This is a genomic window from Rhizobium sp. BR 250, assembly GCF_047445855.1.
GTDB classification, from domain to species: domain Bacteria; phylum Pseudomonadota; class Alphaproteobacteria; order Rhizobiales; family Rhizobiaceae; genus Agrobacterium; species Agrobacterium tumefaciens_I.
In genome coordinates, this window is record NZ_JARWKW010000002.1 from 206,634 (window position 1) to 222,576 (window position 15,943).

A 15,943-nucleotide genomic window follows, 5' to 3' on the forward strand; every position below is an offset into this window, starting at 1 on the left:
GCCCGCGAATATAATTTCGTGGGCCTGGACCGCCACCACGGAGGGCGACGATGCCGACCTATGGGTTCGGCCGGGTGGCAGGTCATAGTCTGACCGGCCGCGCCCTTTTTATACATTCATGTCGAACACCAGAAGCCCGGCCAGACCGCCATCGGTGAGCGAAACCAGCCGCTCCCCCACATCCATGTGCTTGGGATGGGCGAGATAGGCGTCACGGGCTTCCGGGCTTTCCAGCGTCACGATAAAGCCGTCGACGAAACCGCCGTTCAGGCCTTCGGGCGAGACATTCTGGCCGTATTTAACGTCGATGATCCCCGGTATCTCGTCCTTCAGGGCTGCAATCGCCTCGAAAACGGCATGTTTTTCAGAGGATGCCGTCGCAGCCTTGAACCTTAGAAATACACAATGCAGGATCATCCGATGTCTCCTCCGCTGGAACGCCGTCCGGCTGTTTGACGACAAGATAAGTCGGGTTTCGGTTTTCACAACCCCCAATCGGTCTCAATCGGGTCCCAATCGGGATTGTGCGTCGCGCCCATTCCGGGCCTGTCCCACCGGCAAGAAAGCAGGCTTGCATTACCGGCGTTTGAAGGGCTCCATGCCCTTGCGCGCCAATTCATCGGCACGTTCGTTTTCGGGATGGCCGGCATGGCCCTTCACCCAATGCAGCGTGACCTTGTGGCGCTCCTGCGCCGCCTCCAGCGCCTGCCACAGCTCGACATTCTTGACCGGCTTGTTGTCCGCGGTTTTCCAGCCCTTCTTTTTCCAGCCGAAAATCCACTTGGTGATGCCGTCCTTCACATAGGCGCTGTCGGTATAAAGATCGACCTCGCAGGGGCTCTTCAACGCATTGAGCGCCGAAATCGCCGCCAGCAGCTCCATGCGGTTATTGGTGGTCTCGGCCTCGCCACCCGACAGTTCCTTCTCCACCTCGCCATAACGCAACACGGCGCCCCAGCCGCCCGGACCGGGATTGCCGGAACAGGCGCCATCCGTGAAAATATCGACGTGCTTCATTCGCCCGCCAGCCCATATTCGGCGACATTGGCGATGGAACGGTGGAACCGCAGCTTGCGCAGATATTCCAGCGGGTCCTTCTTCACCACCAGCGCGCCTTCCGGCGTCGTCAGCCAGTCGTAAAGGCGGGTGAGGAAGAAACGCAGCGCCGAACCGCGCGCCAGAAGCGGCAGCGCTTCCAGCTCCGCTTCGCTCAGCGGCCGCACCGACTGATAGCCTTCCAGGAGCGCCTTGCCCTTGGTGACGTTGTAAGCGCCATCCTTTTCGAAGCACCAGGCGTTGAGGCAGATCGACACGTCATAAGCGAGCAGATCATTGCAGGCGAAATAGAAGTCGATCAGGCCGGAGAGTTCGTCACCGAGGAAGAATACATTGTCCTGAAACAGATCCGCATGGATGACGCCCGCCGGCAGATCCTTCGGCCAATGGGCGGCGAGATAATCGATTTCCGGGCGGATTTCGGCCTTCAGGCCCTTTTCCACCTCGTCAGCGCGGGCTTCGGACTTGTCCCACAGTACCTTCCAGCCCTCGACGGAGAGCGCGTTCGGGCGCTTGATTTCGAACCCCTCGCCCGCAAGATGCATGGCGGCCAGCGCCTTGCCGACTTCGCGGCAATGTTTCGCTTCCGGCTTTCTCAGCCACATGCCTTCGAGGAAGGAAATGAGCGCCGCCGGCCGGCCCGACAATTCACCGAGCAATTCGCCATCCTTGCGTGGCAGGGGCAAGGGGCAGGAAAGGCCCTTGGCGGCCAGATGCTGCATGAGGCCGAGGAAGAAGGGCAGATCGTTTTTCTCCACGCGCTTTTCATAAAGCGTCAGGATCAGCGGATCCTTTGTGGTGTGCAGCAGGAAATTGGAGTTTTCAACGCCTTCGGCAATGCCCTTATAGGAGGTGAGGCTGCCGACGTCATATTGCGTGAGGAAATTCCTCAGATCATCTTCGGTGATGTCCGTATAAACTGCCAATTTCAAATCTCTTGATGAAGGATGGAATGGAAATCTCGGGGGAGGATGACACATGTGAGGCGAAACCGCCCCCATTCAGTGCCATCCCGCTTTAGATACCGGCGACGCTTTTCGGCGGCAATGCGTTGCTGGCATCACCATTGACGAAAGCCATGTCGTCCGTCGTCAGCTCGATGCTGCGCAGCTCGCGGTTGACGAGGAAATGTTCCGTTTCCTCCACCGTCACCGCAAGATCAAGCGTCGTATCGAAACGCGCCTTGAAGGCTTCGATGATCTCATCGACGATGACTTCAGGTGCCGATGCTCCGGCCGAGAGGCCGACGGTGCGGATATCGCCGATCGCGTCCCAGTCGATTTCCGACGCTCGCTGCACCAGCACGGAGCGCTTCGCGCCGGCCCGCAGCGCCACTTCCACCAATCGCTTGGAATTTGAGGAATTGGGGGCGCCGACGACGATGAAGAGATCGCAGCCGGGGGCCGCCTGCTTCACCGCATCCTGACGGTTGGTGGTTGCGTAACAGATGCTGTCGGCGGCGGGTGCCTGAATGGCGGGGAACCGCTCCTGAAGCCTGACGATGACGCCGGCAGTATCATCGACCGACAGCGTCGTCTGGGTGACGAATCCGAGATTTTCACGGTCGAGCGGTTCGTAGCGGTCTACGTCTTCCACCGTTTCGATGAGCGAGACCGTGCCTTCGGGAAGCTGGCCCATGGTGCCGATGACTTCCGGGTGGCCGGCATGGCCGATCAGGATGACGTGGCGGCCGAGACGCTGGTGGCGCATGGCCTGCTTGTGGACCTTGGAGACCAGCGGGCATGTGGCATCGAGATAGAAGAGGTTGCGCGCCTGCGCATCCTCCGGCACGGATTTTGGCACGCCATGGGCGGAAAAGACCACCGGCTGTTCGCGGTGTTCGGTCGGGATCTCATGCAGCTCCTCGACAAAAACCGCGCCCTTGGCTTCCAGCCCTTCGACAACGTAACGATTATGCACGATTTCGTGGCGAACATAGACCGGTGCGCCATAGGCCTTCAGCGCCAGCACGACGATCTGGATCGCCCGGTCCACGCCCGCGCAAAAGCCGCGCGGTCCGCACAGCCTTATCGTCAAAGGGGGTTTGGAAACGGCGATGTTCATTCGTGCTCCTTGGCCAGCGCCCTGGTCTTGCCCGATAGCCTGCCTTACCGGACGGGGCGGGCTTTATTCGCCCTGCGCCTTACCGTTCCGGAAATAGGCAAAACCGGCGACGATGACAAGGGCCGCCGCCAGACCATACCACGTTATCGCATATTGCAGGTGATTGTTGGGCAAATCTATCAGCGTCACACCGCCCTGCGGCCAGCCGCCGGGATTGGGCGCATTGTCTGCATCCACGAAGAGTTTGACCAGCCGGTCGGACGGGACCGCTGCGCTGGACGCCATCGCCGCCAGATCCTTCCAGTAGAAGATATTCTTGGCGATATCATTGTCCGGCAAAAGCGAGGAGGGTTTTGCCACCAGCGGCGCGCGCGCCAGCCCGGTGATCGTCACCGCGCCGGCCACCTGCCCGTCGGGCCGCTTGGCCGGGTCCTTCATCTCGAAGGGCACGAAACCACGATTGACGAAAACCATGCGGCCATCGGCGAGCATCAGCGGCGTATAGATATAATAACCGGTCTGGCCCTGATGGGTGGCGAAGAAGTGCCGCTCGCGGGCATGATCGAACACCCCGGAGAGGCTGACATGGCGATATTCGATATCACCGCCGCTTTTCGCGATGGCCTCGATATCTGAAAGCGTGGCGGGACTTGCGCTGCGCCTTTCTTCGATATCGGCCAGCAATGCCTCTTTCCAGTAGAGCCGTTTCACCTGCCAGGTGCCGAGCCCGAGAAGAATGGCAAGCGCGAGCAGCACCAGCGGCGCGGCGAACCAGACCCGCCGTTCCGCAGCCTTCATGTGAGACACGTCATTCACGATCAAGCCTGCCTTCGCTTGCATTGTTGCGGTATTGCAGCGCAATCATGATCCCTTTCAGCTTGCGCAGCAGCACGAGGGAGACAATCACCGTAAACGGCAACCACAGCATGACATGCACCCAGACGGGCGGGGCAAAACGCTGATCGACCCAGAGCGCCAGACCGACCACCAGAAAACCGACAATCAGCATGACGAAGACGGCCGGACCATCCCCCGCATCGGCAAAGCCATAATCCAGCCCGCAGGCGCTGCAGCTGGGTTTTATGCTCAGAAAACCGTCGAACAGCCGGCCATTGCCGCAGCGCGGGCAGCAGCCCTTCAGCCCGACCTTGATGGGATCGACCGGCGCGAAATTGCCGTTTGATGGTTCAGACATGACGACCTCCCGCAAAATTGCCCAAAGCCCGAGAATGACGTCGAGTCTGTTGGAAGACCGCCTCAACCAAGGCATCGTCTTCCGCCCGGTTTTGCGGCTTGTTTCTTCTCCCCGCCGGGGAGAAGGTGGCCCGAAGGGTCGAATGAGGGGCGACGCTGCCGGAATTCGGAGACCTCTCCCCCCTCACCCCGCTGTCGCGACCCTCTCCCCGGCGGGGAGAAGGCGACAAACCGCACCCTCTCGTTTCACAGGCAGATAACCTGCCTGGACCTCAATCCACTACCGTAGGCAATCAGCCATGCACCGGCGCGCCCCAGCCACCCCAGATATAGATGGCGAAGAACAGGAACAGCCAGACGACGTCAACGAAGTGCCAGTACCAGGCAGCCGCTTCGAAACCGAAATGCTGCTTGGGCGTGAAACCGCCGCCAATGGCGCGGAACAGGCAGACCAGCAGGAAGACCGTGCCGACGAAGACGTGGAAACCATGGAAACCTGTGGCCATGAAGAAGGTGGCGCCATAGATCGAGTTCTTGAAGTCGAACGGCGCGTGCATGTATTCGTAAATCTGCACGGTGGAGAACAGGATGCCGAGCGCGACGGTGAGCAGCAGGCCGGTAATCAGGCCCTTGCGGTCATTGTGCAGCAGGGAGTGGTGCGCCCAGGTGACACAGGTGCCCGACAGAAGCAGGATGACGGTGTTGTAGAGCGGCAGATGCCAGGGATCGATGACCTCAATGCCCTTCGGCGGCCACTGCCCGCCGGTATATTGCAGGCGCGACGCCTGGATGGCTTCACTCGGGAACAGGCTGGCATCGAAATAGGCCCAGAACCACGCGACGAAGAACATCACCTCGGAGGCGATGAACATGATCATGCCGTAACGCAGGTGAAGCGAGACGACGCGGGTGTGGTTGCCCTCATGGGCTTCCTTGATCGTGTCGGACCACCACGCATACATGGTGTAAAGCACGATGACGAGACCGATATAGAACAGCCAGGGATTGGCCAGTTCCGCGCCGAACAGCTTGAAGGAGCCGCCCGACAGGAAACGCATGTAACAGACGCCGCCGAAGGTCAGAATGAAGGCGCCGATCGAGGCCAGAAGCGGCCATGGGCTTGGATCGATGATGTGGTAGTCGTGGTTCTTCTGATGCGTATCTGCCATTGCGACAATCCCCGAATGTCTCTTCCCTGATCCGGCCTTAACGAAAAGGCCAGACCTCCTCTCACAGTTTGCTTTCGCCAGATTCAGTTTTTACCGGCAAGGACGCAACCGGTTTTTCGGTTTTGGCCGGATAAAACGTATAGGACAGCGTTAAAGTATGAATGCTCTTGGTCTCGCGCGCCGTGGCGATGTCAGGATCAACGAAAAACACCACCGGCATTTCCAGCGTTTCGCCCGGCTGCAGCGTCGTTTCGGTGAAGCAGAAACACTCCACCTTGTTGAAATAGGCCCCGGCTTCCATCGGCGTGACGTTGAAGACCGCCGTGCCCGTGGTCGCCACAGGCGAACGGTTGGTCGCCTTGAAGGTCACCTGTATCGTTTCGCCGATCTTCGGCTTGACCATCTTGTCGACAGGGCGGAAATCCCAGTTGAGGCCGTTCGACGTATTGGCGTCGAAGGTGACGTTGATGGTCTTGTCGAGAATGATGTCGGAATATTGCTCCACACGCTGTGTCGTGCCGTTGTAACCGGTGACACGGCAGAACAGGCTGTAAAGCGGCACGGCGGCATAGGCCATGCCGATCATGCCGCAGAAAAATACGAGGCAGAGCACGAGGATGGAGCGGTTGCTCACCCGCTGCGTACCGGCCCGCGTCGTTTCTGCTTCCATATTCGCCATGTCCTCCCCTCCTCTCCTGCGCTCAGACGATCAATGTGAGCCGATCTTGATGATGGTGATGACGTAAAACAGCACCACCAGACCGGCAAGCACGACGCCCAGCGCGATATTGCGCCCGCGTCTCGATTTTTTCTGTGCCGCGCTCAGTTCCACCGTTTCCATCACAGGACTCCCGAAATCACGGCCTTCAGGGCCGGCGCGAAATGATCGGCCAGAAGGCCGGAGAAAATAGCGAAGAGATAAAGCACTGAATAGGCGAACATCTTCTTGGCGGGCAACATCTTCTCGTCGCCTTCAGGCATGCGCCGGACATCGAACGAACAGTAGACGAAGATCGCGCTCAGCACGGCGGCGAAAATGCCATAACCGACACTCGCCAGACCCGTGAAATAAGGCGCAACAGCCGCCGCCGCGGTCAGCACCGCGTAGACGATCATCTGGTTCTTGGTGGAGCGCTCACCCGCCACATTCGGCATCATCGGAATGCCGACGGCGCCGTAATCGCGCATCTTGAACAGCGCCAGCGCCCAGAAATGCGCCGGTGTCCACAGGAAGATGATGAGGAACAGGATGATGCTGTCCAGCGAAACGCCGCCAGTGACGCAGGCCCAGCCGAGCATGGGCGGGAAAGCGCCGGCGGCACCGCCGATGACGATGTTCTGCGGTGTCGAGCGCTTCAGCCACATCGTATAAACGACGGCGTAAAAGAAAATGGTGAAGGCGAGCAGGCCGGCCGAGAACCAGTTGACCGCAAGGCCGAGGATGACCACCGAGAAGGCCGACAGCGTCAGACCGAAGGCCAGCGCCTCGCCCGGCGCAACGCGACCCGACGGGATCGGCCGCTTGGCGGTGCGGCTCATCACGGCATCGATATCGGCATCGTACCACATGTTGAGCGCACCGGAGGCGCCGGCGCCGACCGCGATGCACAGAATGGCGATGATGCCGAGGATCGGGTTGATTTCTCCCGGCGCCAGCACGAGGCCGGCAAAGGCCGTGAAGACGACAAGCGACATGACGCGCGGCTTCAGCAGCTCGAAATAATCGCGTGCGCCGGCTTCCGAAAGTTCGGAGCCTTTTTCGCCCAGCAGTTCGCGATTGTCGATAACGGTCATTTCCTGTCCTGTTTCCTTCGGACGCCGCCTGCGGCGACATCCCTTGCACCGGCCCGAAAAACGAATGTGATTTCCGGCATGCGCGATGCGTCAATTCATCGGTCCCGAATGTCCTGGCAGGGAGGGCATCGGACCAAACCGATGCCAGCATGTGCCGGCCATTCGCCGCACCCCGCCGCCATTCGTCTGCGCTTGCTTTTCATAAAGGCCAGATTTGGCATTTATCACGTCCGGGGGCATGTATCACGTCGGACGGCAGGCATCGCTTGGACAAAATGTCACGCGGCAGGAGAAGCTGCCCGTTCGGGAAACGGCACGGACCGAACCGCGCCGTCCCTCTTTTTCAGCAACCGGAACTCGCGAGCCTTGCCCGCGATTTCCGGCCCGCGCATCAGCGAATGCGCGGAAGCTGTTCCCACTGGTGGTATGGCGGCGGCGAGGATAGCTGCCATTCGAGCGTCGTCGCACCTTCACCCCAGGGATTGTTGCCGGCGATCCGCTTCTTGGCGAAGGCTTCCCAGACGCAGAAGAGGAAGATCAGCACGCCGACGGCCGAGATATAGGAACCGTAGGACGATACCATGTTCCAGCCGGCATAGGCATCGGGATAATCGATGTAGCGGCGCGGCATGCCGGCAAGGCCGAGGAAGTGCTGCGGGAAGAACACCAGGTTCACACCCACGAACATGACCCAGAAATGCAGCTTGCCGAGGAACTCGCTATACATGTAGCCGCTGATCTTCGGGAACCAGTAATACCAGCCGGCGAAGATCGCGAAGACGGCGCCGAGCGACAGAACGTAGTGGAAGTGGGCCACGACGTAGTAGGTGTCGTGCAGCGAACGGTCGAGACCGGCATTGGCGAGCTGCACGCCGGTGACGCCACCGACCGTGAACAGGAAGATGAAGCCGATCGCCCAGACCATCGGTGTCGAGAAGGTCAGCGAACCGCCCCACATGGTCGCGATCCACGAGAAGATCTTGATACCCGTCGGCACCGCGATGACCATGGTGGCGAAGACGAAGTAACGCTGCGCTTCGAGCGACAGGCCGACCGTGTACATGTGGTGTGCCCAGACGATGAAGCCGACGGCGCCGATGGCGACCATGGCATAGGCCATGCCGAGGTAACCGAAGACCGGCTTCTTCGAGAAGGTGGACACGATGTGGCTGATGATGCCGAAGCCCGGCAGGATCAGGATGTAGACTTCCGGGTGGCCGAAGAACCAGAACAGGTGCTGGTAAAGGATCGGGTCACCGCCGCCTTCCGGCGAGAAGAATGCCGTGCCGAAGTTGCGGTCGGTCAGGAGCATGGTGATGCCGCCCGCCAGAACCGGCAGCGAAAGCAGCAGCAGGAATGCGGTGACGAGAACCGACCAGGCGAAAAGCGGCATCTTGTGCAGCGTCATGCCCGGAGCGCGCATGTTGAGGATGGTGGTGATGAAGTTGATCGCACCGAGGATCGACGACGCACCCGAAACGTGCAGCGCGAAGATCGCCAGATCCACCGCCGGTCCCGGCATGCCGTTGGTCGATAGAGGCGGATACATGGTCCACCCGCCGCCCACACCATAGGCACCCGCGGGGCCTTCGACGAAGAGCGAGAGGATGAGAAGGATGAAGGCCGGAACGATCAGCCAGAAGGAGATGTTGTTCAGGCGCGGGAAAGCCATGTCCGGAGCGCCGATCATGATCGGGATCATCCAGTTGGCGAAACCGCCGATCAGCGCCGGCATGACCATGAAGAAGATCATGATGAGCGCATGCGCGGTGGTGAAGACGTTGAACATGTGCTTGCCGCCATCGATGGCAGCATCACCCTCGAAGCCGTAAACCATGGATGCCAGACCGTGGAAGATCTGGATGCCCGGCTCCTGAAGCTCCATGCGCATGACGACGGAAAGCCCGCCGCCGACGATGCCGGCAATGATCGCGAAGATCAGGTAGAGCGTGCCGATGTCCTTGTGGTTGGTCGACAGGAACCAGCGGGCGAAGAAGCCCGGCTTATGGGAATGATGTGCATCATGCGAATGGTCGTCATGAGCGTGCCCATCATGTGCGGAATGACCATGCGAGTGATGATCGTCGTGTGCGGAAGGTCCAGCCATTGTCCTCACTCCAGAGTCAGTTGGTTTCGTTGGCGGCAACGTCGACGGTGCGCGGAGCGCCATCGACTGCGGCCATCAGCGCCCGGTTCGCGCCGTTCAGGTCAGAAGCGGCGGCGGCGTGCCAGGCGTTGTACTGCTGTTCGGAAACCACCCGAATGGCGATCGGCATGAAGGCGTGGTCCTTGCCGCAAAGCTCGGAACATTGGCCGTAATACAGGCCTTCCTTCTCCGGCTTGAACCATGTTTCGTTGAGGCGGCCCGGAACGGCATCGATCTTGACGCCGAAAGCGGGCATGGCGAAGGCGTGGATCACATCCGTCGGAGCCGCCGTCACCAGAAGGCGAACGGTCTTGCCGACGGGAACGACCATTTCATTGTCCACAGCGAGAAGACGCGGATAACGGGCCTTGTCTTCCTTGCCGGCGGCGGCGCGGTCCTGATCCTTCAGCAGATAGCTGTCGAAGGAGAGCGGCTCTGCACCCTCGGCGGCGGCATATTCATAGCTCCACAGCCATTGCGTGGCGGTCGCCTTCAGCGTCAGGTCCGGGTTTTCCGGCTGCGTCAGCTGCGCGTTCAACAGATTGAACGAAGGGAAAGCAAGGAACAGGAGAATGAGCACCGGCGCGAGCGTCCACACCACCTCGATCGCCGTGTTATGGCTGGTCTTGGACGCCACCGGATTTTTCGCGGCGCGGAATTTCAAGGCAACGATGATGAGCAGCGCAAGAACGAAAAGCGTGACCGGAATGATGAACCACAGTGTATATTGTTCAAACCAGCGTATTTCGTGCATGATCGGCGTGGCTGCCTCCTGCATGCCCATTTGCCAATGCACCGGCTGATCGGCGTGGGCGCCGACAGCCGTGAGCAGACAGGTCATCCCCGCCAGTGCTGCGTAAATCCTATTCCTCACGGTACCCTCTCCCTCACGCGTCTGATCTAGATCAATCACAGACGCAGAATCCATGCTAATGGTACTAACTTCAAACCACAGTTTGCCCTCTGCCGCAATATGCGTCGGGACACGGATGCGCCCCAATTTTGCCATTGATCAATCCACGGTCGACTTTCCCGCACCCTATGTTCAAGCTGACCGGCCGAACGCGATTTCGAACATCCCAAATGCGACAAAGCCCCGTCCTCCAGCCGGTTTCATCGCCGGATAACAAATGACGCGCCCGGCAAACTGGACGCCTGCGCAGGCCAACAGGTCCTATTTCCGCCCAACTCCGCTGGAATTGAAGGCTCAAGGCTTTTTTTTCCGGATTATGGCGTCAAAATAGCCGCACTGATTCGAATCCCAGAGGTATCCATGCGTCTTTCCCCGCTCGCGCGCACTTTTCTTGCCGCCGCCGGTCTTGCCATCATCGCCCCCGCCGCTGCGGCGCTGGCGCAACAGCAGCAGCCCGGAACGCCGAAGTCGACGCATGGGGCATGGTCGGTCATCTGCGACAAGCCGGCCGGCGCATCAGAAGAACAATGCGCGCTGATGCAAAACGTGATTGCCGATGACCGCCCGGAAGTCGGCCTTTCGGTGGTGGTTCTGAAAACCGCCGACCGCAAGTCGCGTATCCTGCGCATCCTCGCGCCGCTCGGCGTGCTTTTGAAGGATGGCATGGAGCTTTATATCGACAATAACAATATCGGCCGCGCCTATTTCACCCGCTGCTTCTCCGAAGGCTGCTATGTGGAAGTGGATATTGACGACGAGCTGCTGAAGGTGCTGCGCGCCGGCAAGAACGCTGTCTTTGCGCTGCGCGAATCCGTCGATCAGGACCGGGTCGGCATTCCGATCGAGCTTTCCGGCTTTGCCGAGGGCTACGACGCACTTCCCTGAGGCATCGTTGGTAAAGGGCAGCCTTGCGTCTGCCCGCTCCAGTGCCTAAATCGGTCATGAACGATCATGACTGGAGCCTGAGATGACCGACGACCTTGTAAAACTCTTCGATTGCGATGAAACGCAATTGCGCAAGCTCGTTGGCGAGGCGCTTGCCGGGGCCGATGATGGCGAGCTTTTCATTGAACATGCCCAGGCCGAATCGCTGACCTTCGACAATGGCCGCCTGAAGGGCGGCTCCTTCAACACCGATCAGGGTTTTGGCCTGCGCGCCGTTGCCGGCGAGACGGTGGGTTACGCCCATGCGGGCGAGCTTTCGCAAAGCGCGCTGAAGCGCGCTTCGGATGCGGTCGGTGCCGTTACCCGAGGTTATTCCGGCTCCTATGCCGCCGCCCCCCAGCGCACCAACAAGAAGCTTTATGGTGACGAGAACCCGATTGGCAGCCCGAGCTTCGAGGAGAAGGTGAAGCTGCTTACCGATATCGACGCCTATCTGCGCGACAGGGACGACAAGGTGCGGCAGGTGACGGCGACGATTTCCGCCAGCTGGCAGGTCGTGGATATTCTGCGCGCCGATGGTCATCGGGTCAGCGACATCCGCCCCATGACCCGCATCAACATCTCGGTGGTGGCGGGCGAAGGCGACCGGCAGGAAAGCGGCTCCTACGGCATTGGCGGCCGCGTCGGCTTCGGCGATTTCATTACCACGGAAAACTGGCAGCGCGGTGCGGATGAAGCGCTGCGGCAGGCGCTGGTCAATCTCACCGCCATCGATGCGCCGGCGGGCACCATGGATGTCGTGCTCGGCTCCGGCTGGCCGGGCGTCATGCTGCACGAGGCGGTCGGCCACGGTCTGGAAGGCGATTTCAACCGCAAGAAGACCTCGGCCTTTGCCGGCCTGATGGGCGAGATGGTGGCAGCACCGGGCGTGACGGTCGTGGATGACGGCACCATCGACAGCCGCCGCGGCTCGCTGACGGTGGACGACGAAGGCACGCCATCGGGATATAATGTACTCATCGAGAATGGCAGGCTGGTGGGCTATATGCAGGACCGCCAGAACGCCCGGCTGATGGGCGCGAAAGCGACCGGCAACGGCCGCCGCCAGGGTTATGCCTATGTGCCGATGCCGCGCATGACCAACACCTACATGCTGTCGGGCGACAAGACGCCGGAAGAAATCATCGCCTCCGTGAAGAAGGGCATCTATGCCGTTTCCTTCGGCGGCGGCCAGGTGGACATCACCTCCGGCAAATTCGTGTTCGGCTGCACCGAGGCCTATCTCATCGAAAACGGCAGGATCGGCGCGCCGGTGAAGGGCGCGATGCTGATCGGCAACGGCCCGGATGCGATGAAGCGCGTCTCGATGATTGGCAATGATTCCAAGCTCGATACCGGCATCGGCAATTGCGGCAAGGCCGGGCAATGGGTGCCGGTGGGTGTCGGCCAGCCGCATCTGCGCATGGACCAGATCACCGTGGGTGGCACGAAGGCGTAGGGCTTTCGGCCGGCAGCTACGGCTCGCACTGCGGCCTGTGTCGTCATGTGGCGAAACCAATATCCGTCATTCCGACCTCGAGCCGGAATCCGGCCCCGCGTGTCTACGCGGCGAGAGGGGTCCTTCCAGCCCAAAGGCCCGGGCTGGCTGGGGGGTGCCGGATCAAGTCCGGCATGACGGCACGGAGAATTGCGGCTGCAAGAAAAGTGGAACCGGTCTCGGTCACCCCCAGCCCACAGCCCCGCACATGGCTGCCATGATGAGGTTTCCTCTGGCGTGTCGCCCGGAAGACGCTAAGATCACCGTTTATGGCGGGCCATCCTCCCATCGCCGGGGCCTGCGCGACAAAGGAGACCCTGACCATCATACGAAATGCCCTCGTTCCTGAACTTGCCGTCAGCGACTGGCAGAAGAGCCGCGCCTTTTATTGCGATCTCATCGGTTTCCACGTGGCTTATGAACGCCCCGAAGAGGGTTTCGCCTATCTGGCGCTGGGTGATGCGCAGCTGATGATCGACCAGATCGGCGCAACCCGGACCTTCGTGGCGGGCAATGCCGCGCTCGACGTGCCGCTTGGCCGCGGCATGAACCTGCAGCTCGCCGTTCCTTCCCTGCAACCCATTCTTTCCCGGCTGGAGCGATCCTCGATCGGTCTCGTGATGCCGCCGGAGGAAAAATGGTACAGGCGCGGCACGGTTGAAGTGGGCAACCGGCAATTCATCGTCGCCGATCCGGACGGGTATCTGATCCGCCCGTTCGAAAGCCTCGGCGAACGCCCCTTCCGGTTCGGTTGAGCGACCATGCTGCCCTTTCTGCCGCACGCAGTGGTGTTCGACATGGACGGATTGCTGATCGAAAGCGAGAGGCTCTATCGCGATTCGTTTCTGGCGGCCTCCGAGGAAGGCGGCCATGGCATGAAGGTCGAGACCTATCAGAAGGTCTGCGGCAGCCCGTGGGATGTGATCACCGGCACCATTTTTGCCGATTATGGCGCGGATTTTCCGATCGAGGCCTTCCGGGACGCCTGGCTTCGGCATCTTGGCCTGATGATGGCGGATGGCGTGGCGCTGAAACCCGGCGTCGTTGAAATCCTCGATCTTCTCGACAGGCTCGATATCCGCCGCGCCATCGCCACCTCGTCACGGCACGATTCGGTGACGCGCCATCTCGGCCCTTACGATCTTCTCAGGCGTTTCGACACCATCGTCGCGCGCGGCGATTATACCGAGCCGAAACCCGCACCCATGCCCTATCTCACCGCCGCGCGGCGGCTAACGCTTGAGCCTCGCCTGTGCCTGGCGCTGGAGGATTCCTATTCCGGCGTCCGCTCCGCCTCCTCAGCAGGCATGATGACCATCATGGTGCCGGATGTCGCACCGCCGACCGATGAAATGCGGGAAAAATGCATTGCCGTTGCGAGCGACCTGCATGCGGTGGCGGACCTGCTGCAAAAGCTGCCGCTTCCAAAGACCTGAAAACCACGTCACATGCCTTTAGCCATAGGCCCTTATGGTGAAACCCATATCGGCTGGGGGCCGGTTTGTTCGAATTCATTGTCGCGACCCATGAACGGAGGGGTCATGCAGCTTCTCGCCGTATCGTTCGCAACATTTATATTGCTCGCTCTTTCCGTATTTCAGATTGCCCTTGCGGCCGGTGCGCCCTTCGGTCGTTTCGCCTGGGGCGGAGAATACAGAGTTCTGCCCGCCATGCAGCGCATCGCCAGCGTGGCCTCTGTGCCGATTTATGCCATTGCCGCTTCTTTTCTGCTGCAAAAGGCAGGTTTCGTCAGTTTCTGGCCAAGAGCATGGATCGAGCCCGGCATCTGGACCATCGCCTGCACTCTCGCGGTAAGCATCGGGTTGAACGCCATGTCGCGAAGCCGCGCGGAGCGGAGGGTCATGACGCCCATATCCGCGGTTCTTGCAATTCTGTTCTTTGTTGTCTCGCTCTCATGATGGCAAAACCGTCAGACCTGTGGCTTGAAGCGCCACTTCCGCTCGATCGATCCTTCGATATCAAGACCGTTATGATGCGCAAGTAACAGCACATGGCCGAGGAGATCGGCTGTCTCATCGGCCAGATCCCGTTTCATCTCCTCTTCGCTCCTGCCTTTGCTGCGTCCCCTCCCCGTCAATCTGTTCCAGGCCTGCGTGACCTCGCCCACCTCTTCCTGAAGCTTCAGCATGTACCAGTCCGGATCACGGGCGATCCCGTTGTCATCGGCATATTTCTGCGAGGCGGCCTCGAACCGGTGCATCAGGGCAGAGAGCATTTGTTCATCCTTTGTTCGTGCGCTACAACTCTAATCATGATTCTCGGGCAACGTCGATTCGAAAGGACGGCGCGATTACCGCGAAAGAGAATTTCCGCGACAGCCCCCGCAGCCGGGATTAATGAAGAGCTATTCGAAACCGTGCCGTCCCCCATGTCCCATCTCGATTTTTTCTCATCGCTCATCACCGCGCATAGTCCGATGCTGCTCGCCATGTTCGCCGCCGCTGCCTGTCTTGCCGGCCTTGCCCGCGGTTTTTCCGGTTTTGGTGCAGCGCTCATCTTCATTCCGCTGGCGAGCGCCATCGTCGGGCCGCGTATCGCCTCGGCGGTGCTGCTGGTGGTGGACGGCGTCCTGACGCTCGGCATGATTCCGCCCGCCTTTCGCATGGCGGACCGGCGCGAGGTCTTCACCATGGCGGCCGGTGCCTTTGTCGGCGTGCCGCTTGGAACCATGCTGCTTTCGAAGGGTGATCCATTGACCCTGCGCTGGCTCATCTCCGGCGTGGTCGTGGTGCTGCTGGTGTTTCTGGTGTCCGGCTGGCGTTACAGCGGTCGGCCGAAAACGCCGCTCACTCTTTCCACCGGGCTTCTAGCCGGGCTGTTTTCGGGGGCTGCGCAACTGGGTGGCCCGCCGGTCGTCGCCTATTGGCTGGGCGGGGCGCTGAAAGGCGCTTTCGTGCGCGCCAATGTCATTCTTTATTTCGCGGTTTCGACAGTGTTTTCCATCGCCAGCTATTTTGTCAGTGGCCTGTTCACCGTGGAAGTCTTCGTGTTTTTCCTGCTGGCGCTGCCCTTTTATGCGGCGGGTCTTTATGCCGGCGCGCGACTGCACGGGCTTGCCAACGAAGCGGCTTTCCGGCGCATCTGCTACGGGCTGATCGCCATTTCCGCCGTGATCGGCCTGCCGCTGTTTGATTCGCTGCTGAAATAGGCAGGCCGTGACGGCC

The 15,943-nt window shown here is 60.5% G+C and carries 19 protein-coding genes; 6 read left to right on the forward strand and 13 right to left on the reverse strand.

Features of this window, described 5'->3' with window-relative positions:
* Positions 1 to 108: 108 nt before the first annotated feature.
* From QD336_RS04050 to coxB, 12 genes are all read right to left on the reverse strand, one after another.
* Complete coding sequence (locus tag QD336_RS04050) at positions 109 to 417, reverse strand: Dabb family protein (RefSeq protein WP_499169485.1); 309 nt, start codon at positions 415 to 417, stop codon at positions 109 to 111.
* Positions 418 to 576: 159 nt separating this feature from the next.
* Positions 577 to 1,017 carry a ribonuclease HI gene (gene rnhA, locus QD336_RS04055; protein ID WP_003494262.1) on the reverse strand — a complete coding sequence of 147 codons (441 nt, stop codon included), beginning with the start codon at positions 1,015 to 1,017 and terminating at the stop codon, positions 577 to 579.
* The gene (locus QD336_RS04060; protein ID WP_499169487.1) at positions 1,014 to 1,982 is read right to left on the reverse strand and encodes a homoserine kinase; all 969 of its coding nucleotides are present in this window, start codon (positions 1,980 to 1,982) and stop codon (positions 1,014 to 1,016) included. The genes rnhA and QD336_RS04060 overlap by 4 nt, the downstream gene beginning before the upstream one ends.
* 91 nt (positions 1,983 to 2,073) lie before the next feature.
* On the reverse strand, positions 2,074 to 3,120 hold the full coding sequence (ispH, locus tag QD336_RS04065; RefSeq protein ID WP_499169489.1) for a 4-hydroxy-3-methylbut-2-enyl diphosphate reductase: 1,047 nt from the start codon (positions 3,118 to 3,120) through the stop codon (positions 2,074 to 2,076).
* A gap of 63 nt (positions 3,121 to 3,183) precedes the next feature.
* The gene (locus tag QD336_RS04070; RefSeq protein WP_269342445.1) at positions 3,184 to 3,918 is read right to left on the reverse strand and encodes an SURF1 family protein; all 735 of its coding nucleotides are present in this window, start codon (positions 3,916 to 3,918) and stop codon (positions 3,184 to 3,186) included.
* Between the two features lie 10 nt (positions 3,919 to 3,928).
* Complete coding sequence (locus QD336_RS04075) at positions 3,929 to 4,315, reverse strand: DUF983 domain-containing protein (protein ID WP_499169490.1); 387 nt, start codon at positions 4,313 to 4,315, stop codon at positions 3,929 to 3,931.
* Between the two features lie 292 nt (positions 4,316 to 4,607).
* Positions 4,608 to 5,483: a cytochrome c oxidase subunit 3 gene (locus tag QD336_RS04080; RefSeq protein ID WP_269342290.1), complete on the reverse strand. Its 876-nt coding sequence runs from the start codon at positions 5,481 to 5,483 to the stop codon at positions 4,608 to 4,610.
* A 61-nt stretch (positions 5,484 to 5,544) separates the two neighbouring features.
* On the reverse strand, positions 5,545 to 6,162 hold the full coding sequence (locus QD336_RS04085) for a cytochrome c oxidase assembly protein (protein ID WP_499169492.1): 618 nt from the start codon (positions 6,160 to 6,162) through the stop codon (positions 5,545 to 5,547).
* Between the two features lie 30 nt (positions 6,163 to 6,192).
* On the reverse strand, positions 6,193 to 6,324 hold the full coding sequence (locus tag QD336_RS04090; RefSeq protein WP_499169494.1) for a cytochrome c oxidase system small membrane protein: 132 nt from the start codon (positions 6,322 to 6,324) through the stop codon (positions 6,193 to 6,195).
* Positions 6,324 to 7,277, reverse strand: coding sequence for a heme o synthase (locus QD336_RS04095; protein ID WP_499169495.1), 954 nt, complete (start codon positions 7,275 to 7,277; stop codon positions 6,324 to 6,326). Before QD336_RS04095 ends, QD336_RS04090 begins: the two co-directional genes overlap by 1 nt.
* Before the next feature lie 391 nt (positions 7,278 to 7,668).
* Positions 7,669 to 9,384, reverse strand: coding sequence for a cytochrome c oxidase subunit I (ctaD, locus tag QD336_RS04100; protein ID WP_269342285.1), 1,716 nt, complete (start codon positions 9,382 to 9,384; stop codon positions 7,669 to 7,671).
* A gap of 16 nt (positions 9,385 to 9,400) precedes the next feature.
* On the reverse strand, positions 9,401 to 10,264 hold the full coding sequence (coxB, locus tag QD336_RS04105; protein WP_442864895.1) for a cytochrome c oxidase subunit II: 864 nt from the start codon (positions 10,262 to 10,264) through the stop codon (positions 9,401 to 9,403).
* Positions 10,265 to 10,696: 432 nt separating this feature from the next.
* Here coxB and QD336_RS04110 point away from each other — a divergent pair, with 432 nt between their 5' ends.
* From QD336_RS04110 to QD336_RS04130, 5 genes are all read left to right on the forward strand, one after another.
* Positions 10,697 to 11,221, forward strand: a complete 525-nt coding sequence (locus QD336_RS04110) for an invasion associated locus B family protein (RefSeq protein WP_269342283.1) — start codon at positions 10,697 to 10,699, stop codon at positions 11,219 to 11,221.
* Between the two features lie 82 nt (positions 11,222 to 11,303).
* Positions 11,304 to 12,719 carry a metalloprotease TldD gene (gene tldD, locus QD336_RS04115; RefSeq protein WP_499169497.1) on the forward strand — a complete coding sequence of 472 codons (1,416 nt, stop codon included), beginning with the start codon at positions 11,304 to 11,306 and terminating at the stop codon, positions 12,717 to 12,719.
* 356 nt (positions 12,720 to 13,075) lie between these two features.
* Positions 13,076 to 13,513, forward strand: a complete 438-nt coding sequence (locus QD336_RS04120; protein ID WP_269342444.1) for a bleomycin resistance protein — start codon at positions 13,076 to 13,078, stop codon at positions 13,511 to 13,513.
* Positions 13,514 to 13,519: 6 nt separating this feature from the next.
* A complete protein-coding gene (locus QD336_RS04125) occupies positions 13,520 to 14,194 on the forward strand; it encodes an HAD family hydrolase (protein WP_499169499.1) in 675 nt (224 codons plus the stop codon).
* A gap of 105 nt (positions 14,195 to 14,299) precedes the next feature.
* On the forward strand, positions 14,300 to 14,677 hold the full coding sequence (locus QD336_RS04130; protein ID WP_499169501.1) for a hypothetical protein: 378 nt from the start codon (positions 14,300 to 14,302) through the stop codon (positions 14,675 to 14,677).
* Between the two features lie 11 nt (positions 14,678 to 14,688).
* On the opposite strand, the gene QD336_RS04135 is transcribed toward QD336_RS04130, so the two are convergent.
* Entirely contained in the window at positions 14,689 to 14,994 is a 306-nt protein-coding gene (locus QD336_RS04135; RefSeq protein WP_269342279.1) for a pyrophosphohydrolase domain-containing protein, read from the reverse strand.
* A gap of 153 nt (positions 14,995 to 15,147) precedes the next feature.
* On the opposite strand from QD336_RS04135, the gene QD336_RS04140 reads away from it, so the two are divergent.
* Positions 15,148 to 15,927, forward strand: coding sequence for a sulfite exporter TauE/SafE family protein (locus tag QD336_RS04140; protein ID WP_499169503.1), 780 nt, complete (start codon positions 15,148 to 15,150; stop codon positions 15,925 to 15,927).
* Positions 15,928 to 15,943: the final 16 nt, after the last annotated feature.